Genomic DNA, 19,516 nt, shown 5'->3' on the forward strand with positions numbered 1-19,516 from the left:
AGTTGCCTCGCGAGGAACTCTCACCGGCCGGTCGCATCGGTCATTCCGGCCGCATCGTACACCTCACCGGCCCGGAAAAGGCCCGCGCTGGCGGCAGGGAAACTCCTGCTCGTGCACCACGATGCCCTCCTCCCCGGCAAGGATCACCGCATAGGCCGGCGGCTCGAAACTCACCCGGTGCGGCCCGGAAAAAGCGAGTGCCGACTGATGGTTGGTGCTGCGCACGGTGGCGAAGGGGATGCCGTGCCACGCGCCGCTCGCCCGCCGATGCACATGGCCGGCGAAGAGATGACGGACATTGCCATGCCGCCGCAGCACCGCCGCCAGCCCTTCCGGCTCGGCGAGCCGGGAGCCGTCGAGGGAGGGAATGCCGATGGCAGCCGGCGGATGATGAAGGAATATCAATGCGTTACCCGCGCCGACCAACGCCCCGTCGAGCCAGCCGAGCCGCGTTTCACATAGCCGCCCCTCGACATGCCCCGGCTCGTGGGTGTCGAGCAGCACCGCCGTCCATCCCCCGAGATCGACGGCTGCCTGCACGAAACCATCCGCCCCCGCGGCATCCGGGAAGGTCGCGGCGAAGGCGGCGCGCTGATCGTGGTTGCCCATCATCAGCCGATACGGGGCCTCGAGCGCGGCCAGGCGCGTAGCCAGCGCCGCATAGGCCCCCGGCTCGCCATCGTCCGTGAGATCGCCGGAAAACACCACCAGATCGGCATCGCCATGATGGCGATTGAGGTCGGCAATGCAGTCCTCAAGCCGCAGCAGAGGGTCCGAACCCTGCAGCGCCCCGCCCGGCATCACCAGATGCAAGTCACTGACCTGAATGATCTTTATGGCATTCACGCCGTCATCTCCCGCCGGGTCGCCGCGATCAGGGCGAGGATTTCCTCCCGCACATGCGGCGCACAGCCGATGACCGGCCCGCCGGCGATCAGGTCGCCGGCCTCGAAGTCATTGGTCCAGCCTCCGGCCTCGCGGATCAGGCACAGACCGGCCAGGCAATCCCAGGCATGGATATGCGGCTCGTAATAGGCGGCGAGCCTCCCGCAGGCGACATGGGCGAGCCCGAGCGCACCGGAACCGTGGCGCACGAACATGCCCCCCGCCGCCAGCAGCCGCTCGATGAAACCCGTGACCGCGCGCGGCGGCACGCGCCCATTGGCGCCGACGCTGACCAGCCCGCCGCGCAGATCGTGGCGCGCATCGACACGGATCGGCGCGCCGTTCAGCGTCGCCCCCTGCCCGGCCACGGCGGCGAACAATTCGCCCGCATTCGGATCGAGGATGAAGCCGGCGACCGTCACTCCCTCCCGCATCAGCGCCAGCGAGAGGCACCAGTTGCGGATGCCGTGCAGGAAGCAGCTGGTACCGTCGATGGGATCGAGCACCCAGCTGTAGCCGGAGCCCGCCGGGGTGAAGCCGTATTCCTCGCCGAGGAAACCGTCCTGCGGGAAGGCGCCGCCGATCCGTCGGCGCACGAGCTGCTCGACCTCGCGATCGGCGACGCTCACCACGTCCTGCCCGCTGGTCTTGGTCTCGACGGCGAGGCTCGCGACCCGCGCGAAATAGCTCAGCGCCAGCGCGCCGGCTTCGTCGAGCACGCCGCGCGCCACGACAAGGCGCGCGGCAAGAGGATCGGGCTGGTTCACGAAGGCACTCCGTTCGCTGGGTCGACTTCTGGCAGGGGAAGCGTGCTCGCGCGCTCGACGAATACCGCCGAAAGCCGCGTCGTCGACGGCACTGCCGAGGCATCCGTCAGCCGACGGTCGAGATGGGCGATCGCGCAGGCGGCGATCTCCACCGGATCCTGCCGAAAGGTGCTGAGGCGGTAAGCATCCCAGCTCGCCTCGGGAATGTCGTCGAAACCGATCACCCTGAGGTCCTCGGGCACCCGCAGGCCCCAGCGGCGGCGGGCCATGTCCATCACCCCGAAGGCGACGGGATCGTTGACGCAGAACACCGCCTGCGGTCGCTCCGCTCCCGCGAACAGGGCCCGTGCGGCCTCCTGCCCGCCGGCATAGTCGGAATCGGCGCCGCGCGCGGAGGCGACATGCACCTGCAGGCGTCGTGCCTCGTCCAGGAAAGCCCGCTCGCGCTCGACGATGCTGGGCGTGCCCGACGCCGAGCCGGCCAGCGCGAGCCGCGTCAGCCCGCGCATGACGAACAGCCGAGCCGCCTCGCGGGCGGCGGTATCGTTGTCGATCCGCACATGATCGCAGCCGGGTTCGGAACGGCCGATGGAAATCAGAGGCTGGCCGTTGCGCCGCGCCAGCTCGACGAAGGAGGCCGGCGGCGAGCCGGACAGGATGATGGTCGCCTCGGCGCGATAGCCGAACAGCGCCGCCTGCGCCGCCTCCAGCTCCGCCGGGGACGATCCGGTGTTGATGAGGAAGGGCAGGTTGCCGCGCCGGATCAGCGCCGCGGTCAGTGCCGAAACCAGATGCGCGCGGAAGCCGACTTCCGGCCTGGTGGCCACCAGCCCGACGAGGCGGCTGCGATTGGCGAGCAGCCCCCGCGCGAGGTCGTTGACCTGGTAGCCGAGCTCGGCGGCGGCGCGCATGACCTTCTCGCGCGTCTGCGGCGATACGCTGGCGCCCGGGGTGAAGGCACGAGACACCGCGGAGCGCGAGACGCCGGCCCGCTCGGCCACCTGCTGCGCGCTGACGAAGCCGCGCCCGCTTTCATCGGTAGTCGACATGGTCAGCGACCGACCTTCGACAGCACGTCGGATTTGAGGAAGCGCTCCACCACCAGCATGAAGCCGATGGAGGGGACGAGAAGCAACAGGGCGGTGATCGAGGCTACCTGATAGTTGCCGCCGGCCCCGGCGGTGTAGAGCAGCAGCGGCAGCATGTTCACGTCCGGCGCGCCGACGAAGTAGCTGCCGGTGAACTCGTCCAGCGATTCGAGGAACACGAAGATCGCGCTCGCGAGCAGCCCCGGCGCTGCCAGTGGCAGAGTGACATCCATGAAGGCCCGCAGCGCCCCGGCGCCGATGGAGCGCGCCGCCTCCTCCAGCTCCGCATCCACCGCCGAGAAGGCGGCGGTGGCGATCCACACCGCATAGACGAGGCCGTGGGTGACATGCACCAGCACCACGCCGGGAACTGTGCCGTTGAGCCCCAGCTGATAGAACAGCCGCGCGACATTCACATAGACCGGCAGGTTGGGAAACGCCTGCGGGATCAGGAAGGCGACAAGGATCAGCGCGCGGAACGGCAGCCTCAGCCGCGCCAGCGCATAGCCGGCGGGAACGGCGAGCAGCAACGACACGACCACCGTCAAGCCGGCGACGGTGAGGCTGTTGGCGAGCGCCTCCATCGCATTGCCGCGCGGCGCAAAGACGCGCGCCCAATAGCTGAAGCCGTAGTCGAGCGGCAGCGCGTGAGGAAAGTACCAGCGCTCCGCCACCGTCCACAGCAGCAGGTTGGCCAGCGGCCCGAAGATGACGAAGGCGATCAGCCCGAGCACAATCCCGCGCGGAATCCACCACAGGTCGAGGCCGGGGCCGGCATGGACGGCTGGGCTTGCTTCAATGCTCATGCCCGCTCCCTCACGCTGTGGCGCAGATAGAGCACGGCGACGCCGGCGCTCAGCACCAGCGAGACGAGGCCCAGCGCGTTGGCGACGCCGTAGTCGCCATAGGCGTTGATGCGGAAGGCGATGTCGGCGGTGATCATCGTCGGCGACTGGGCGTTGATCATCAGCGGCACCGAGAGCACCGACATCATGGTGACGAAGGAGAGCACCAGCGCCACCATCAGCGTGCCCGCCACCTGCGGCACCAGGATCTCCACGAGGATGCGCACCCTCGAGGCGCCGAGATTGCGCGCCGCCTCGAGGGTGCCTCGGTCGACCGAGGCCATGGCGCCGGCCACCAGCAGCGCCACGAAGGGCGTCTGCTTCCACACGAAGGCGATGACGATACCGCGCCAGTCGAGGAAGCTCGCCGCCTGCAAGGGATCGATCAGCCCGGCCCCGATGAGCACATTGTTCATCAGCCCGTTCTTGGCGAGGAAGGTGCGCAGCACCTGCCCGACCACGATGAAGGGAATGAACATCGGCCAGCGATACAGCCAGCGCAGCAGGGCGACCGCGCGCGGATTCTCGCCCAGCGTCAGATAGCCGCCGATGGCGATGGCAAGGGCGCCGATGATCGCCGTCGACAGGGCGACGATGACCAGCGTGAAGACGATGTCGAGGGTGTAGAGCTCGAAGGTCTTGACGAAATTGCCGAAGCCGAACCCGCCGCCAACCTCGAAGGCGCCCGCCACCGAGGCGGCGAGCGGCACGACGAACAGCAGGAGGATCACCGCAAGCGCGGGCAGGACGAGGATCAGTCCCAGAAAGGGGAGAGGCATTGCGTGTCTTCGCGAGTACGGCGCTTGAGGTCGTCATGGCCGGGCTTGGCCCGGCCATCCACGCCTTTCACGATCGGCATCCGGTCGAAGGCGTGGATCCCCGGGCCGAGCCCGGGGATGACGGCGGCTCCGGCGCTCAGTTGGTCGCCTGGCGCTCGAAGGCTTCGAGGATCGCGCTGTTATAGGGAGCAATGGGGAACGGCTTGCCGTTCTTTGCGAGGTCCTCCGGGGTGATGTCGATGAACAGCTTGTCCCAGGTCGCCTTGTCGAGCTCGGGCTGGACGTACTGGGCGTCAATGCCCGGATACCAGTTGAAGCGCTTCACAATGCCCTCGGCCTGCACCTTCGGGCTGGTGGCGAGCGCGACAAACTTCTCGGCGAGTTCCTTGTTCGCGCTCTTGGCCGGAATGACATAGTGCATCGGCTGGCCGGGCATGCCCGGCGCCGGCAGCACCAGCTTGAAATCCGGCGGCAGCTGGCCGTTGGCCTGCCAGGAATAGAACATGTCGACCCACACCGGCCCCATGGCGATCTCGCCGCGCGAGAGCAGGTCGAGCGTGCCGGCATTGCCCGGCGTCAGGGTCGCGTTCCTGGTGAAGTCGCGCAGCGAGGCGAAGGCGGCGTCCCACTTCTTGGTCTCGGTCTCCTCGAAGGGACCGTTCATCAGCTTGCCCGCGTCGCCGCCGCCGAAAGCATAGATCCAGCCCATCACGAAGCTGACGCCGGAGGCGCCGCCCTTGATGCCGTTATAGCCGAACTGCTTGGGATGGGCTTGGGCCCATTCCGCCAGCTCGGCGTAGCTCTTCGGTGGGTTCGGCACCAGCGCCGGGTTGTAGGCAATGGCGGTCTGGCTGTTGAACATCGGCATGACATAGCCGGTGACCTTGGTGCCGAGCGCCATGTCGGCATTGGCGCGGCTCACCAGCTTGCCGGTGTCGATCCTGTCGCGATAGGCCTCGAGATAGGCGCCCTTGATCATCGGGCCGACGAACTTCTCGTGCACCACCGCGACATCGGTGTCCCAGGTGTTGCTGCCCGCCTGCTTCTGCGCCTCGAAGCGCTCGACGATCTTCTGCGAACCGGCATCGCCCGGGCCGGTGCCGACCACGCGCACCGTGTTGCCGGGATACTGCTTCTCGAACAGCGGCGCGAGGTACTGGTTGACGTAGTCGACCATGTTCTGGTCGCCGGCGGTGATGACGGTCAGCTCGGCGGCACCGGCCGGCGCGGCGTAAAGGCCGAGCGCCAGCGCCGAGGCGACGAGCGCAGGCTTGAGGAGGCTCTGCATGGATGGGGTCTCCATTGGGATCAGGACGCAGCGAGGACGCGCTCCGCGGCCATCCGCGGGGCAAGATCGGCCGGCGGCGACAGCGGCGCGCGCGCTGGCGCGGCTGCCGCGGCGGGCAGGTTGAACAGGAACAGCCTGTCGGCCGGAATCCGCAGCCGCACCGTGGCCCCGGCGGCGAAAGGATGCGGCGCGTCGGCGAACAGCACCTCGTTGCCGATCCGAACCGAATGGCGCCACGCACCGCCGAGATAGCTCGCCGCCTCGACGTTGCCGGCCAGTTCCAACGCGGCCGTCGTCTGGTCGGCGATGACATAAGAGGGAAGGATTTCCGCCGCCTCGGAGCGGAACCGCGCTTCCAGCCGGCCGCTCGCCAAGGCCCGGCCGGCGCGCGCCACCGCGACCGTGGCGTTATGCGACCCGGCCGCGACATGCACCGTGCCGCCACTGACGAGCCCATCGAGCGTCAGCGCGTTCTCCGCGCCCATGAAGGCCGCGACGAAAGGACTGGCCGGCCGGTTATAGACCTCCTCCGGCGCGCCCTGTTGCGCGATGCGTCCGGCATCCATGATGACGACGCGATCGGCCATCGCCATGGCCTCCTCGCGATCATGGGTGACGATGATGGCGGTGATGCCGAGCCGCTTCTGCAACGCGCCGATCTCGTGGCGCACCTTCAGCCGGATGCGGGCATCGAGATTGGAGAGCGGCTCGTCGAGCAGCAGGATCTGCGGATCGACCGCCAGCGCCCTGCCCAGCGCCACGCGCTGGCGCTGGCCGCCGGAGAGCGCCGCCGGCTTGCGTGCGCCGAGCCCTTCGAGCCCCAGCAAGGCTTCGATTTCCGCGACGCGACGGTCGATCGAGGCTCGCGGCAGCCCCTTCAGCTTCAGGCCGTAGCCGATGTTCCGCGCCACCGTCATATGCGGCCACAGCGCATAGGACTGGAACACCAGCGCCATGCCGCGCCGGTCCGGCGGCTGATGCGTCACGTCACGTCCTTCGACCGCGACCACGCCGGCGGAGGGAGCGACAAAGCCGGCAATGGTCCGAAGCAGCGTAGTCTTGCCGCAACCGGAAGCTCCCAGCAGCGCCACGAATTCGCCCTTGCCGATCGTCAGGTCGAGTCCTTCCAGGACGCGGGTCGCGCCATAGCCGACCGACAGGCCGGCGATGCGGAGGAAGGTATCGTCGTTCATCCCGGCCCCTTGCACAGCTGTGCAACATTGGGCGCGTCACAAGCGCCTCCGGCTCGGGACTAATTGCTTTTCATTGCAGCCGGATGACGGCCTCCTCTCGAGGGGCCTCCGGCGTCGCGAAACATGGGATGACCAGTTGCGCCTGCGGTCGACGCCGGCAAGCAGGCTCCTCGTACAGGAGGAGCATCGAGGAGCAAGACCGCTCCCCGGCGATCGCCACCGCGATCACCGGGGCGCCATCAGGCCTGCGTCGTCGGAAAGGGCTTCGCGAGAAGATACGCGATCGGTGCGACCGCGTTCACGCCTCGGCGGGTTTCGACAGGTCGACCACCGTTGCGCCGGGCGTGTTCTTCTTGATCGATTCGATGGCGCTCAACGCCGAGGCCTTGGCCTTGTAGCCCTCGGAAGTGAACATGCTCTCGCCGTTGGAAGCCTTGAAGCGAAAACGAAATTCGCCGGCTTTGTCCTTGTAGACCTCAAACTTGTACATTTCCTGCCTCGTCATTTTTTGACGTTAGGCGGACATGTCAGCATGAATTGACGGCTTTGGGTAGCCGGAGAGGGTCAGTCGTCCACCTTGAGCGCGGCGATGAAGGCTTCCTGGGGAATCTCGACGCGGCCGAACTGGCGCATCTTCTTCTTCCCTTCCTTCTGCTTTTCCAGAAGCTTGCGCTTGCGGGTGATGTCGCCGCCATAGCATTTGGCGGTGACGTCCTTGCGCAGGGCGCGGATCGTCTCGCGGGCGATGATCTTGGCGCCGATCGCCGCTTGGATCGGAATCTGGAACAGGTGCTGGGGAATCAGGTCCTTCAGCTTCTCGCACATCGCCCGGCCGCGATATTCCGCCCGCGAGCGATGCACCAGCATCGAGAGCGCGTCCACCGGCTCGGCATTGACGAGGATCGACATCTTCACGAGATCGCCCTGGCGATATTCGGTGATGTGATAGTCGAAGGAAGCGTAGCCCTTGGAGATCGACTTCAGCCGGTCGTAGAAGTCGAACACCACCTCGTTGAGCGGCAGGTCATAGGTGACCATGGCGCGGGCGCCGACATAGGTGAGCTCGATCTGGTTGCCGCGCCGGTCCTGGCAGAGCTTCAGCACCGCCCCGAGATAATCGTCCGGCGTCAGGATGGTGGCCCGGATCCACGGCTCGCGGATCTCCTTGATCTTCACCACGTCGGGCATGTCGGCCGGGTTGTGCAGGTCGAGCACGGTGCCGTCGTTCATCTCGATCTCGTAGATCACCGACGGCGCGGTGGCGATGAGGTCGAGATTGAACTCGCGCTCCAGCCGCTCCTGGATGATCTCGAGATGCAGCAGGCCGAGGAAGCCGCAGCGGAAGCCGAAGCCGAGCGCCGCCGAGGTCTCCATCTCGAAGGAGAAACTGGCGTCGTTGAGGCGCAGCTTGCCCATCGCCGCGCGCAGATCCTCGAAATCGGCGGCGTCGACCGGGAACAGGCCGCAGAACACCACCGGCTGCGCCGGCTTGAAGCCCGGCAACGCCTCGGTGGTCGGCCGCTTCTCCTCGGTGATGGTGTCGCCGACGCGGGTATCGGCGACTTCCTTGATCGAGCCGGTAAGGAAGCCGATCTCGCCCGGGCCGAGTTCGGCCATCGCCACCATCTTCGGGGTGAACACGCCGACGCGGTCGACGTCGTACACCGCCTCGGTACGCATCATCTTGATGCGCTGGCCCTTCTTCAGCACGCCGTCGACGATGCGCACCAGCACCACGACGCCGAGATAGACGTCGTACCAGCTGTCGACCAGCAGCGCCTTAAGGGGCGCCGCGCGGTCGCCCTTGGGTGGCGGCAGGCGGGTGACGATGGCTTCCAGCACGTCGGGAATGCCGAGGCCGGTCTTCGCCGAGATGAGCACCGAATCGGAGGCGTCGAGGCCGATCACGTCCTCGATCTGCGCCTTCACCTTGTCCGGCTCGGCGGCCGGCAGGTCGACCTTGTTGAGGACCGGGACGATCTCGTGATTGTTGTCGATGGCCTGGTAGACGTTCGCCAGCGTCTGCGCCTCGACGCCCTGCGAAGCGTCGACCACCAGCAGAGATCCTTCCACCGCGGCGAGCGAACGGTTCACCTCATAGGCGAAGTCGACATGGCCGGGCGTGTCGATGAGGTTGAGCACATAGTCCTGCCCGTTCTTGGCCTTGTAGGACAGCCGCACCGTCTGCGCCTTGATGGTGATGCCGCGCTCGCGCTCGATGTCCATGTTGTCGAGCACCTGATCGGTCATCTCGCGCTCGGACAACCCGCCCGTCGTTTGGATCAGACGGTCGGCAAGGGTCGATTTCCCATGATCGATATGGGCGACGATGGAAAAGTTGCGGATGTTGGCGACGGGCTCGGTGCTCATGGCGCGCGGGATAGCATTGCCGATGCGCGCTCACAAGCGTGGCAACGCCTTGCCCGTGGGCACATGATCGACCACATTCGCCGCTCCATGCCAAGGAGCCGTCATGCCCGAACTCAAGATCGCCGTCGTCCCGGTCACGCCCTACCAGCAGAACTGCTCGATCGTCTGGGACGAGAAGACCAAGCGCGGCGCCGTCGTCGACCCGGGCGGGGACCTGCCGCGCATCCTGGCGGCGCTGGAAGAACTCGAGGTGACGCCGGAGAAGATCGTGCTGACCCACGGCCATATCGACCATGCCGCCGGTGCCGCCGATCTCGCGGAGCAGCTGAAGGTGCCGGTGGAAGGCCCGCATATCGGCGACAAGTTCCTGCTGGACGACCTGCCGGTTGCTGGCGAGCGCACCGGCATTCCCGGCAAGGTAGTGACGCCGGAGCGCTGGCTCGAGGAAGGCGACAGCGTCGATATCGGCGGCATCCCCTTCGAGGTGTTGCATGTCCCCGGCCACACCCCCGGCCATATCGTGCTGGTGAGCCGCGACAACGCCTTCGCCCTTGTCGGCGACACGCTGTTCCAGCGCTCGGTCGGACGCACCGACTTTCCTTATGGAAACCATGACCAGCTGATCGCCGGCATCAAGACGAAGCTGCTGCCGCTGGGAGATTCCGTCACCATCCTGCCCGGCCATGGCAGCGCCTCGACCATCGGCACGGAAAAGCGGACCAATCCCTTCATTCGCTGACGTCCGGCAGGGTTGAACGGAACGTTACTCGCGCGGCGGCGCAGCACGGCCAATCATGACGAAACGCCTCACCGCCGGGGAGCTTCGCACATGCCGCCGTCGCCGCGCCTGCGCCATCTCTGCTTCGCCCTCGCCGCCATCGGCCTTGCCTTTGCCGCCACGCCGGCCGCCGCCCAGGCCGATCGCTGCCCGAAGCTCGTGGCACAGGCACCGGCGCGGATCATCCCGGCCGCCTTCCGGCCCGACGTTCCCGGACAGAGCCCGCTGTTCCCGCTGGTTGCCGGCGTGCCGAAGGAAGTGACGCTGAACTATATCGGTCACTCGACCTTCCTGATCGAGACCGCCGGTGGCGTCACCGTCGCGACCGACTACAACGACTATGTCCGCCCCGACGTCGTTCCCCGCGTCGCCACCATGAACCGGGCGCACAGCACCCACTACTCCCTCAGCCCCGATCCCGGCATCGAGCATGTGCTGAAGGGCTGGAGCGACACGCCCGGGCAACCGGTCCGCCACGATCTCGAGGTTGGGGATCTCTGGATCGGCAATCTCCCCACCAACACCCGCGATTGGGAAGGCGGAACGGTCCGCAACGGCAACTCCATCTTCGTGTTCCGCGCCGCCGACCTGTGCATCGCCCATCTCGGGCATCTGCACCACCTTCTCACCGAAGACGACGTCGCCGCACTCGGGCGCATCGACATCGTGCTCGCGCCGGTGGACGGCAGCTATACGCTGGACGTCGACGGCATGATCGAGGTGCTGAAGGCGCTGGAATCGCCGCTGGTCATCCCGATGCACTATTTCAACGAAGCCACGCTGAACGCCTTCCTGAACCGGCTCGGCGCGCGGGAATTCGCCGTCATGCGCGACACGGATCCGACCCTCGTGGTCTCGCGCGAAAGCCTGCCGGGCAAGCCGACGGTTATCGTGCTGCCTCAGCGCTGAAATTCGGCATGGCGCCCGGCTTGTGCCGCGCCAGCCAGTCCGTCGCCGTCTCGGCCGTCATCGGGCGGCCGAAAAGATATCCCTGCCCGCACTCGCAGCCGAGTTCCCGCACGGCCGTCGCCTGCTCCTCGGTCTCGATGCCCTCGGCGAGGACCCGCATGCCGAGATCCCGTCCCAAGGCGGCGACGGCCCGCACCAAGGCGCGATCGATGACGGAATCGGCCATCTCGACGATGAAGGACCGGTCGAGCTTGATGGTATCCACCGGCAGCCGATGCAGGTGCATCAACGATGCGTGCCCGGTGCCGAAATCGTCAAGGGCGATAGAGAAACCCTGGCGGCGCAATTCCAGCAGGACCTCGACGACCTCCTCCCCCCTTGTCCCGAACGCGACGGTTTCCGAGACCTCGAACTCGATCTGCGCGGGCTCGACCCCGGCCTCGACGATAGCTTCGGTCAGGCCGGCAATATTGGCGCCGAGCTGGAAATCGTTTCGCGACAGGTTGATGGCGATGCGGCCGGGACGGAGCCCGACCTCCCGCCAGATGCCGATCTGCCGGCACACCTGCTGGACGACGAACTCGCCGATCGGAACCATGAGGCCGATGCTTTCCGCCTCGGTGAGAAAGCTGCCCGGCAGCAGCAGGCCGCGGGTCGGGTGGCGCCAGCGCAGCAAGGCCTCGAAGCCGAACGGGCGTCGATCGGCCATGGTGACCAGCGGCTGGTAATGCACCTCGAAGGCGCCGGAGGTCAGCGAGACGCGCAGGTCCTCGATGCACCTGTAGCGCTCATCGGCCGCCTGGCGCATGGCGAGATCGAAGAGCTGAACGCGATGACCACCTTCCGCCTTGGCGGCGTACAGGGCGAGATCGGCGTTGCGTTGCAGGACATCGGGACTGCCGCCGTCATAGGGCCACCGGGCGGCCCCCAGGCTGGCCGTGACGATCAGCCTCGCCGCCGTGAGCGGATCCTCGATGACCGCCGACAATTCCCGGCTTATGCGGTCGGCGCGCTCCTTCAGTTCCTCCGACGCGGCAACGCCCGGCAGGATCATGGCGAACTCGTCGCCGCCCAGCCGGGCACCGACATCCAGAGGTCCGGCGGCCGCCAGCAGCCGCTTGCCGATTTCGAGCAGCACCCTGTCGCCGACGGCGTGCCCGTAGCTGTCGTTGATCTCCTTGAATCCGTTCAGGTCGATGACCAGGAGACTGCCGCTCGAGCCCGTTTCGGCCATCGCATGACCGAGGCGCTCGACGAAGCGGCGACGATTGGCGAGACCCGTCACCACATCATAGCCCGCGTAGAACTCGGCGCGGCTCGTCGCCTCCACGCGATCCGTCACATCGCGCTGATTGACCAGCACGGAGAGGTGGCCCGTCACCGGATCCGCGGTGGTGCGGGCATCGATGCCGTACCAGCGCTTGCCCTTCGCGGTGTTCAGGATGAAATCGCCCGAGACGGTCCGTCCCATGAAGGCATCGGGCCGGTCGGGGTCGCGGGCGACGACCGCCTGCCACATCTGCATCCCTTCCGCCGGCCGCGCGAACATCGAGGCGAAGCCGCATCGCTCCCCGGGAAAGCAGGCTTCGGCGGCAGGGTTCCGGTAGGAACTCCAGCCCTCCTCGTCGAACAGCAGCACATTCACCAGCGTATGACGCAGCGCTTCCCCGGCGCGTAATTCGTCGGTCGAACGTTCATAATGTTCGACCTCCATCAGCAGGCCGACATTGCCGTTGTCCAGCCTCACGCCGCTCATCAGAGCATCGACGGTGAAAGGGCGATGCCGGGGATAGAAGGTCCAGCGCTCCGCAACGACCTCGCCTGCGGATACCCGCTCGATCAGCCGGCCCAGGCGCTGGCGCATGGCGTCGGAATGAGGCGTGAAGTCGCGCGCGTAGAATTCGTCTTCCTGCCCCGGCTGGACGCCCCATAGCCACAGCGCGGACGCATTGGCGAAATGCTTTCGCATCCGCCCGGTGTCAAGAATCCACACCGGGCGCCGGAGCATCTCCAGCCCTTCCGTCCGACACCGCGGAAGGGTTCGTTCAGACAGATTGTCCGTCCTCGCCATACGCGCCGCCGATACGGCATGCCCCCGCCGGGATTCCAATGAATGGAAAATACGAGCAATTTTTCACGGCAGCAACGGCAGCGTCGGAGCCGTGCGAAGCGCGCGGGGCTCAGACCGGCGCATAGGAAGCCGGGTCGAGCACGCCGGGCCGCCCCGGCAGGTCGAGCACGCTTGCGCGGGGCGTGCCCTCGGAAATCACCCTCCCCCGACGCACGACGAACAGCCGCGATGCCTTGAGACGGATCGCCTCGATCGGATCGGCGGCCTGGAGCACCACCAGATCGGCATGGCATCCCGGCGCGATGCCGTAGCCGTCGAGGCCCATGATGCGGGCGGGATTGGCCGTCACCGCCTCGAGACACCACGCCATTGCCTCGCGCGAGGTCATCTGCCCCACATGCAGCGCCATATGCGCGACCTCCAGCATGTCGCCGGAGCCCAGCGAATACCAGGGATCCATCACGCAATCATGGCCGAAGGCGACATTGATGCCCGCCGCCCGCAGCTCCGGCACCCGCGTCATGCCGCGCCGCTTGGGATAGGTGTCGTGCCGCCCCTGCAACGTGATGTTGATGAGCGGATTGGCGATGGCGTGGACGCCGGCTTCGGCGATCAGCGGGATGAGCTTGGAGACATAGTAATTGTCCATGGAATGCATGGAGGTGAGATGCGAGCCGGCGACCCGGCCCTGCAAACCGAGCCGCTGCGTCTCATAGGCGAGCGCCTCGATATGACGGGACAGCGGATCGTCGCTTTCATCGCAATGAATGTCGACGCGCAGCCCGCGTTCCGCAGCGATCTCGCACAGCGCCCTGAGCGAGGCGGCACCCTCCGCCATGGTGCGCTCGAAATGCGGGATCCCGCCGACGACGTCGATCCCCATGTCCAGGGCGCGCACGAGGTTACGGGCGGCGTTCGGCGAGCGGTAATAGCCGTCCTGCGGGAAGGCGACGAGTTGCAGGTCGATATAGTCCTTCACCCTTTCGCGCACGTCGAGCAGAGCCTCGACCGCCAGCAGCCGATCGTCGCAGACATCGACATGCGAACGGATGGCCAGCAGGCCCTGGCTGACGGCGAGATCGCAATAGCGCAGCGCCCGCTCGATCACCGCCTCATGGGTCAGCAGCGGCTTCAGTTCGCCCCATAGCGCGATACCTTCCAGCAGCGTACCGGATTCGTTCATGCGCGGCAGGCCGAGGGAAAGCGTGGCATCCATGTGGAAATGGACATCGACGAAGGGCGGCGACACCAGCCGCCCGCCGGCATCGATCACCCGGCCCGCCTCGGCCTCGATGCCCGGCTCGACGGCGATGATGCGCCCGCCTTCGCAGGCGATGTCGAGACCGGAGCGGCCATCGGCCAGGCGGGCATTTCGAACCAGAAGATCGATACTCATCGCTGTCCCTTGAAATAAGGCTTCATCAGAGCGCGCGGATAGTCGGCGCGGCGGGCCACCAGCACCAGCGCCGCAATGGAGAACAGATAGGGCAGCATCAGGAAGATCTGGCTCGGCACCGCCCCTCCGGTGATGGTCTGCAGACGCAGTTGATAGGCGTCCAGAGCGCCGAACAGCAGCGCGCCGAGCAGCGCCTTGCCGGGCCGCCAGGAGGCGAAGACGGTCAGCGCGATGCACACCCAGCCGCGCCCGTTGATCATGCCGAAGTAGAAGGCGTTGAAGGCCGAGAGCGTGAGAAAGGCGCCCCCGAGCGCCATCAGCGCCGAGCCGGCCATCACCGCGCCGATACGCAACCCGACGACGGAGAGGCCCTGCGCCTCCACCGCCTCGGGATTGTCGCCTACCGCCCGCAAGGCGAGGCCGAGCGGCGTGCGCGCCAGCAGTACCGCCAGCAGGATCACGCAGGCGAAGGCCAGCACGGTGAACGCGGTCTGTTGCCCCAGGACCGGGCCGAGGAACGACACGTCGCGCAGCAACGGCACGTCGAGCGGCGGGAAGGGCTCGATGCGCGGTGGCGTCGCGACATTTGGAAACGCCACCCGGTAGCCGAAATAGGCAAGCGATGTCGCCAGCAGGGTCACGCCTATGCCGGTGACATGCTGGGACAGGCCGAGCGGCACGGTGAGCAGGCCGTGGATCAAGCCGAACAGGGCGCCGACCAGCGCGGCCACGACCACCCCGCCCCACAGCGGCAGGCCGAGATAGACCGCCAGCCAGCCCGACATGGCGCCGGCGACGAAGATCCCCTCGATGCCGAGGTTCAGCACCCCGGAACGCTCGCACAACAGCGCCCCCAGCACGCCGAAGATCAGCGGCGTGGCGATGCGGAGGGTGGCGGCCCAGAAATTGGCCTGGGTGAGAATATCGAGTGCGGCCCACATCAGGCAGTCTCCCGCCGCACGAGCACGATACGGAACCGGGCCAGCAAGCCCCCCACCAGCACGCTCAGCAGCGACAGCGCGACGACGAGGTCGGCGAGGTAGTTGGAGACACCGATGGCACGGCTCATCGAATCCGCGCCGACGAACACGCCGGCAATGAAGATTGCGGCCGGGATCACGCCGAGCGGCGACAGGTTCGCCAGCGTGGCCACCACGATGCCGGCATAGCCGAAGCCGGGCGACAGATCGGCCGTGAGATACCCCTTCAAACCCGCGACCTCGCTGGCGCCCGCCAGACCGGCGAGGCCGCCGGACAGCAGGCCGACCAGCGCCATCGCCCGGCCCACCGGCAGGCCGGCATAGCGGGCGGCGCGGGCATTCTCGCCGACCGCGCGGATGCGGAAGCCCCAAACGGTGCGGGTGATCAGCACATGCAGGGCAATGGCACAGACGATCGCCAGCACCAGCCCCCCATGCAGGCGCAGGCCGGAGACCAGCTTGGGAAGCGCCGCCTCGTCCAGCACGGGGGCCGATTGCGGCCAGCCGAGCGCCATCTCGTCCTTCATCGGCCCCTCCAGCATCATCTGCACGAAGAGCAGCACCACGAAATTGAGCAGCAGGGTGACCACCACCTCGTCGGCGCCGAAGCGCATCTTGAACAGCACCGGCACCAGCAGCAGCGCCGCGCCGGCGAGGGCCGCGCCGATAAGCACAATCGGCACAAGGAGATAGGGCGGAAGCTCCAACAGACCGGCCCCGAGCGCGACGGTGGCGAGCGCTCCGGCATAGAGTTGCCCCTCGGCACCGATGTTCCACAGCTTCGCCCGGAAGGCGACGGCGGCGGCAAGGCCGGTGAAGATCAGCGGCGTGGCGCGCGTCAAGGTTTCCGCGAAGGCGAAGCCGCTGCCGGCGGCCCCCTGCGCCATGAGCAGGAAGGCCTGGAGCACCGGGGCTCCCGACAGCGCCAGCGGAATCGCGGTGAGCACCAGCGCGACCACCCCCGCCCCCACGGAGACGGCCAGCGTGAGCCAGAGAGGCGTGCGTTCGCGCGGGACGAAGCGGATCATGCGGCCTCTCCCACGGAATGGCCGGCCATCATCAGGCCGACGGTACGAACATCGAGCCTTGCCGCCTCGATCGCCGGCGAGAGATGCCCGGCATGAATCACCGCGATGCGGTCGGACAGGGCGAAAAGCTCGTCAAGATCTTCCGAAATCAGCAGAATTCCCGATCCACGCTCGCGGGCGGCCAGCAGGCGGCGATGCACGTCGGTGGTGGCGCCGATATCGAGGCCGCGCGTCGGCTGGTGCGCGAGGATGAGTTTCGGCGCACGCTCCAGCACCCGGGCCAGCACCACCTTCTGCATGTTGCCCCCGGACAGGGCGCGGATCGGCGCGGAGGGGCCGGGGCAGCGTATGTCGTAGTCGCGGATCGCCTGCGCGGCGCGGGCCTGTATCGCCGCCCGCCGCAACAGGCCGTGCCGCTGGTTTTCAGGGGAACCGATCGTTTCCAACACGTAGTTCTCGGCGACGCTGAGCGCGCCGATGCTGCCGTCGCGATGCCGGTCCTCCGGGATGCGTCCCACGCCCGCCGCGAGCCGGGCACGCGGATCGGAACGCGTCGCCTGCTGTCCGACGATTTCACAGAGCCCGGAACGCGGCGGCTTCAGCCCGGCCACCAGTGCCGCCAGCGCCCCCTGCCCGTTGCCGGAAACGCCTGCGATTCCAACAATTTCGCCGCCGTTCAGTTCCAGATCGCCTGCCTCCAGCCGGTCCCGCTCACCGGGCGCGCCGACCTCGACGCCGACCAGCCGCAGCACCGGCGCGCCGAGGGAGGCGGGCATACGCTCGCGGGCGGGGATCTCGCGGCCCACCATCAACTCGGCCAGCGTCGCGCGATCGGCACCCGCCGTGGGCCGGTCGGCGACCTTGACGCCGCCACGCAACACCACCACCCGCTCGCACAAGGCCAGGACCTCATGCAGCTTATGGCTGATGAAGATGACCGCAAGCCCTTTTCCTGCAAGGGTTTTTACCGTTGCGGCCAAGCTGTCCGCCTCCTGCGGGGTGAGCACCGCGGTGGGCTCGTCGAGGATCAGCACCCGCACGTCCCGATAGAGCGCCTTGAGGATCTCGATGCGCTGCTGCTCCCCCACCGAGAGCTTGCCGATGGGCACATCGAGGTCCGCCTGCAACCCGGAGTCCCGCATCAGCCGCGCGACTTTCGACCGCGCGGCCGCCTTGCCGAAGCCGAGGCGCCAGAGCGGCACGGTGCCCAGCACGATATTCTCAAAGCCCGTGAGGTTCTCGGCCAGCGTAAAGTGCTGGTGCACCATACCAATTCCGGCCTTGAGCGCCGCCTCGGCGGAGCCCCCGGCCAAGGGCGCCAGCCGCCCCGCGGCATCGGCGACATGAACCGTGCCCTCGTCGGCGACATAGTGCCCGAACAGGATGCTCATCAGCGTGGTCTTGCCGGCACCGTTCTCGCCCAGAAGCGCGACGATCTCGCCGGCGCGGATGTCGAGATCGACGGCATCGTTCGCTACCATATTACCGAAGCGCTTGGTGATGCCGGACAGCGACAGCACCGGCGGACGGGTATGGTGGGGTGTACGATCAGGCCGATCCGGTGCAGTCGGTGCGATCATCGGGATATCTCTCAACCTTGCAGACGACGAGCGGCCGCGAAAGCGGGATCGGCTCTTCTCCTCCCGGGGCAGCGGGCCGGCACAGCGCCGGCTCCCGACCTTCCCTCCCTCTCCCCGTTGGGGAGAGGTGGCCCGCGAAGCGGGGTGGCGAGGAGGGACGTCGGGAAACCAGGAAGGCCCCTCACCCCACCCCTCTCCCACCGGAAGAGAGGGCATCGCGATCACCTCCGCTCGCTCCTCCTTGTGGGGAAAGCGGGGTTCCCGGCTGGTCGCCCCTCTTGCCCTTCTCCTCATCGGCAGCGGCCGGAGGGACGACACGGGTGCGGAGCGCCCGAAGACCCCTCGCTCACCCCTCTCCCCCACGGGGAGAGCGAGCCGGGGGCCCCTCCGAGGGTTCCCTCCCTCAGAGGGGGGAGGCCGCGTCGCCTTACAGGGTCGACTTCGGCTCGGCGTCGTTGACGTTGACGCGGAACAGGCCGTCCTTGATCTCCTTCTCGCGCAGCAGCACAAGCTCGATCACCTCCGGCGGCACCACCTTGGGGTCGAGCGGGGCGAGGCTGGCGCCGCCATGCGCCATGTAGGAGAACGGGCCGTAATCCTCGGCCGTGAAGGTGCCGTCCACCACCGCCTTGATGGCGCGGTCGACGGTGGGCTCCATCTGCCACAGCGCCGAGGCGATCACCGTGCCGGGATATTGCGAGGAGGTGTCGATGACGTTGCCGATCGCCTTCACGCCGCGCTCCTTGGCGGCATCGGACACGCCGAAGCGCTCGGCGTAGAGAATGTCCGCGCCCTTGTCGATCTGGGCGAAGGCGGCTTCCTTGGCCTTGGGCGGATCGTACCAGGAGTTGATGAAGGTCACGATGAACTTCACATTCGGGTTCACCGAGACCGCGCCCTCCATGAAGGCCTGCATCAGCCGGTTCACTTCGGGAATGGCATAGCCGCCGACCAGCCCGATGATGTTGGACTTGGTCATCTTGCCGGCCACCATGCCGGTGAGGAAGGACGGCTCGTGGATGAAATTGTCGAACACCGAGAGGTTCGGCTTGGTGGGGCCGAAGGACGAGCCCATGAGGTAGGCGGTGTTCGGATAATCCGCCGCCACCTTGCGGGCCGGACGCTCCACCGCGAAGATCTCGCCGACCACCAGATCGGCGCCCTCCTGCGAATATTGCCGCATCACCCGCTCATAGTCGGTATTGGCGACGTTCTCGGAGAATTTGTAGGTGATGTCGCCGCGCGCCTCGGCGGCCTTCAGCGCCTTGTGGATGCGCGACACCCATTGCTGCTCAACCGGGACGGTGTAGATGGCCGCCACCTTGATCGGCTTCGCCTTGGCCGCGAAGGCCGCGCCGCCGAAACCGCCGAGCGCCAGCGCGCCGGCTCCCAGCGCCAGAAGCTGGCGACGATCGAGACGGCCTGACGAAAAAAGCGGCACGGTTTCCGTTGATTTGCGCATCGTGTTCACTCTCCCGAGCCTCAGGCCCATCGGCCATTTTTTCTGCCGGACAGCTTATGCGAGCAACGTGCCAATTTCGAACTGTTTGGTCCGAAAT

General features: G+C 67.2%; 17 protein-coding genes. 2 read left to right on the top strand and 15 right to left on the bottom strand.

Features of this window, described 5'->3' with window-relative positions; all coding sequences use genetic code 11:
• Positions 1-63: 63 nt before the first annotated feature.
• The 9 genes from KHC19_RS00930 to lepA form a co-directional block, all read right to left on the bottom strand.
• Positions 64-846, bottom strand: coding sequence for a phosphodiesterase (locus tag KHC19_RS00930; RefSeq protein ID WP_343207621.1), 783 nt, complete (start codon positions 844-846; stop codon positions 64-66).
• Entirely contained in the window at positions 843-1,652 is an 810-nt protein-coding gene (locus tag KHC19_RS00935) for an inositol monophosphatase family protein (RefSeq protein WP_343207622.1), read from the bottom strand. Before KHC19_RS00935 ends, KHC19_RS00930 begins: the two co-directional genes overlap by 4 nt.
• On the bottom strand, positions 1,649-2,701 hold the full coding sequence (locus tag KHC19_RS00940) for a LacI family DNA-binding transcriptional regulator (protein ID WP_213350151.1): 1,053 nt from the start codon (positions 2,699-2,701) through the stop codon (positions 1,649-1,651). The genes KHC19_RS00935 and KHC19_RS00940 overlap by 4 nt, the downstream gene beginning before the upstream one ends.
• 2 nt (positions 2,702-2,703) lie before the next feature.
• Positions 2,704-3,546, bottom strand: a complete 843-nt coding sequence (locus KHC19_RS00945) for an ABC transporter permease (protein ID WP_213350152.1) — start codon at positions 3,544-3,546, stop codon at positions 2,704-2,706.
• Positions 3,543-4,364 (bottom strand): ABC transporter permease, encoded by an 822-nt coding sequence (locus KHC19_RS00950; protein WP_213350153.1) that lies wholly within the window; start codon positions 4,362-4,364, stop codon positions 3,543-3,545. Before KHC19_RS00950 ends, KHC19_RS00945 begins: the two co-directional genes overlap by 4 nt.
• A 136-nt stretch (positions 4,365-4,500) precedes the next feature.
• Positions 4,501-5,652: an ABC transporter substrate-binding protein gene (locus KHC19_RS00955; RefSeq protein ID WP_213350154.1), complete on the bottom strand. Its 1,152-nt coding sequence runs from the start codon at positions 5,650-5,652 to the stop codon at positions 4,501-4,503.
• Between the two features lie 20 nt (positions 5,653-5,672).
• Positions 5,673-6,845 (bottom strand): ABC transporter ATP-binding protein, encoded by a 1,173-nt coding sequence (locus tag KHC19_RS00960; protein WP_213350155.1) that lies wholly within the window; start codon positions 6,843-6,845, stop codon positions 5,673-5,675.
• Positions 6,846-7,143: 298 nt separating this feature from the next.
• A complete protein-coding gene (locus KHC19_RS00965) occupies positions 7,144-7,335 on the bottom strand; it encodes a YegP family protein (RefSeq protein WP_213350156.1) in 192 nt (63 codons plus the stop codon).
• Positions 7,336-7,409: 74 nt separating this feature from the next.
• Positions 7,410-9,215: a translation elongation factor 4 gene (lepA, locus tag KHC19_RS00970; protein WP_213350157.1), complete on the bottom strand. Its 1,806-nt coding sequence runs from the start codon at positions 9,213-9,215 to the stop codon at positions 7,410-7,412.
• A 103-nt stretch (positions 9,216-9,318) separates the two neighbouring features.
• Between lepA and KHC19_RS00975 the strand changes: the two genes are divergently transcribed.
• Positions 9,319-9,954: an MBL fold metallo-hydrolase gene (locus tag KHC19_RS00975; RefSeq protein WP_213350158.1), complete on the top strand. Its 636-nt coding sequence runs from the start codon at positions 9,319-9,321 to the stop codon at positions 9,952-9,954.
• Positions 9,955-10,044: 90 nt separating this feature from the next.
• Positions 10,045-10,902: an MBL fold metallo-hydrolase gene (locus KHC19_RS00980; RefSeq protein WP_213350159.1), complete on the top strand. Its 858-nt coding sequence runs from the start codon at positions 10,045-10,047 to the stop codon at positions 10,900-10,902.
• Here KHC19_RS00980 and KHC19_RS00985 read toward each other — a convergent pair.
• The 6 genes from KHC19_RS00985 to KHC19_RS01010 form a co-directional block, all read right to left on the bottom strand.
• Positions 10,880-13,012 carry a putative bifunctional diguanylate cyclase/phosphodiesterase gene (locus KHC19_RS00985; protein WP_213350160.1) on the bottom strand — a complete coding sequence of 711 codons (2,133 nt, stop codon included), beginning with the start codon at positions 13,010-13,012 and terminating at the stop codon, positions 10,880-10,882. The two genes, KHC19_RS00980 and KHC19_RS00985, sit on opposite strands and share 23 nt — an antisense overlap.
• A 70-nt stretch (positions 13,013-13,082) precedes the next feature.
• Entirely contained in the window at positions 13,083-14,369 is a 1,287-nt protein-coding gene (locus KHC19_RS00990; RefSeq protein WP_213350161.1) for an amidohydrolase family protein, read from the bottom strand.
• The gene (locus KHC19_RS00995; RefSeq protein ID WP_213350162.1) at positions 14,366-15,310 is read right to left on the bottom strand and encodes an ABC transporter permease; all 945 of its coding nucleotides are present in this window, start codon (positions 15,308-15,310) and stop codon (positions 14,366-14,368) included. Before KHC19_RS00995 ends, KHC19_RS00990 begins: the two co-directional genes overlap by 4 nt.
• Positions 15,310-16,377 carry an ABC transporter permease gene (locus tag KHC19_RS01000; RefSeq protein ID WP_213350163.1) on the bottom strand — a complete coding sequence of 356 codons (1,068 nt, stop codon included), beginning with the start codon at positions 16,375-16,377 and terminating at the stop codon, positions 15,310-15,312. The genes KHC19_RS00995 and KHC19_RS01000 overlap by 1 nt, the downstream gene beginning before the upstream one ends.
• Positions 16,374-17,957, bottom strand: coding sequence for an ABC transporter ATP-binding protein (locus tag KHC19_RS01005; RefSeq protein ID WP_213350164.1), 1,584 nt, complete (start codon positions 17,955-17,957; stop codon positions 16,374-16,376). Before KHC19_RS01005 ends, KHC19_RS01000 begins: the two co-directional genes overlap by 4 nt.
• Positions 17,958-18,384: 427 nt before the next feature.
• Positions 18,385-19,419, bottom strand: a complete 1,035-nt coding sequence (locus tag KHC19_RS01010) for a BMP family protein (protein ID WP_213350165.1) — start codon at positions 19,417-19,419, stop codon at positions 18,385-18,387.
• Positions 19,420-19,516 lie beyond the last annotated feature (97 nt).

Source organism: Ancylobacter oerskovii (genome assembly GCF_018390555.1).
In the GTDB taxonomy this organism is placed as follows: domain Bacteria; phylum Pseudomonadota; class Alphaproteobacteria; order Rhizobiales; family Xanthobacteraceae; genus Ancylobacter; species Ancylobacter oerskovii.

Bases quoted from the DNA above. Each gene is read 5' to 3' on its own strand.
- KHC19_RS00955 (WP_213350154.1), bottom strand. From the start codon at position 5,652: ATGCAGAGCCTCCTCAAGCCTGCGCTCGTCGCCTCGGCGCTGGCGCTC.
- KHC19_RS01005 (WP_213350164.1), bottom strand. From the start codon at position 17,957: ATGATCGCACCGACTGCACCGGATCGGCCTGATCGTACACCCCACCAT.
- KHC19_RS00980 (WP_213350159.1), top strand. From the start codon at position 10,045: ATGCCGCCGTCGCCGCGCCTGCGCCATCTCTGCTTCGCCCTCGCCGCC.
- KHC19_RS00965 (WP_213350156.1), bottom strand. From the start codon at position 7,335: ATGTACAAGTTTGAGGTCTACAAGGACAAAGCCGGCGAATTTCGTTTT.
- KHC19_RS00940 (WP_213350151.1), bottom strand. From the start codon at position 2,701: ATGTCGACTACCGATGAAAGCGGGCGCGGCTTCGTCAGCGCGCAGCAG.
- KHC19_RS00960 (WP_213350155.1), bottom strand. From the start codon at position 6,845: ATGAACGACGATACCTTCCTCCGCATCGCCGGCCTGTCGGTCGGCTAT.
- KHC19_RS01000 (WP_213350163.1), bottom strand. From the start codon at position 16,377: ATGATCCGCTTCGTCCCGCGCGAACGCACGCCTCTCTGGCTCACGCTG.
- KHC19_RS00945 (WP_213350152.1), bottom strand. From the start codon at position 3,546: ATGAGCATTGAAGCAAGCCCAGCCGTCCATGCCGGCCCCGGCCTCGAC.
- lepA (WP_213350157.1), bottom strand. From the start codon at position 9,215: ATGAGCACCGAGCCCGTCGCCAACATCCGCAACTTTTCCATCGTCGCC.
- KHC19_RS00950 (WP_213350153.1), bottom strand. From the start codon at position 4,364: ATGCCTCTCCCCTTTCTGGGACTGATCCTCGTCCTGCCCGCGCTTGCG.
- KHC19_RS00975 (WP_213350158.1), top strand. From the start codon at position 9,319: ATGCCCGAACTCAAGATCGCCGTCGTCCCGGTCACGCCCTACCAGCAG.
- KHC19_RS00995 (WP_213350162.1), bottom strand. From the start codon at position 15,310: ATGTGGGCCGCACTCGATATTCTCACCCAGGCCAATTTCTGGGCCGCC.
- KHC19_RS00990 (WP_213350161.1), bottom strand. From the start codon at position 14,369: ATGAGTATCGATCTTCTGGTTCGAAATGCCCGCCTGGCCGATGGCCGC.
- KHC19_RS01010 (WP_213350165.1), bottom strand. From the start codon at position 19,419: ATGCGCAAATCAACGGAAACCGTGCCGCTTTTTTCGTCAGGCCGTCTC.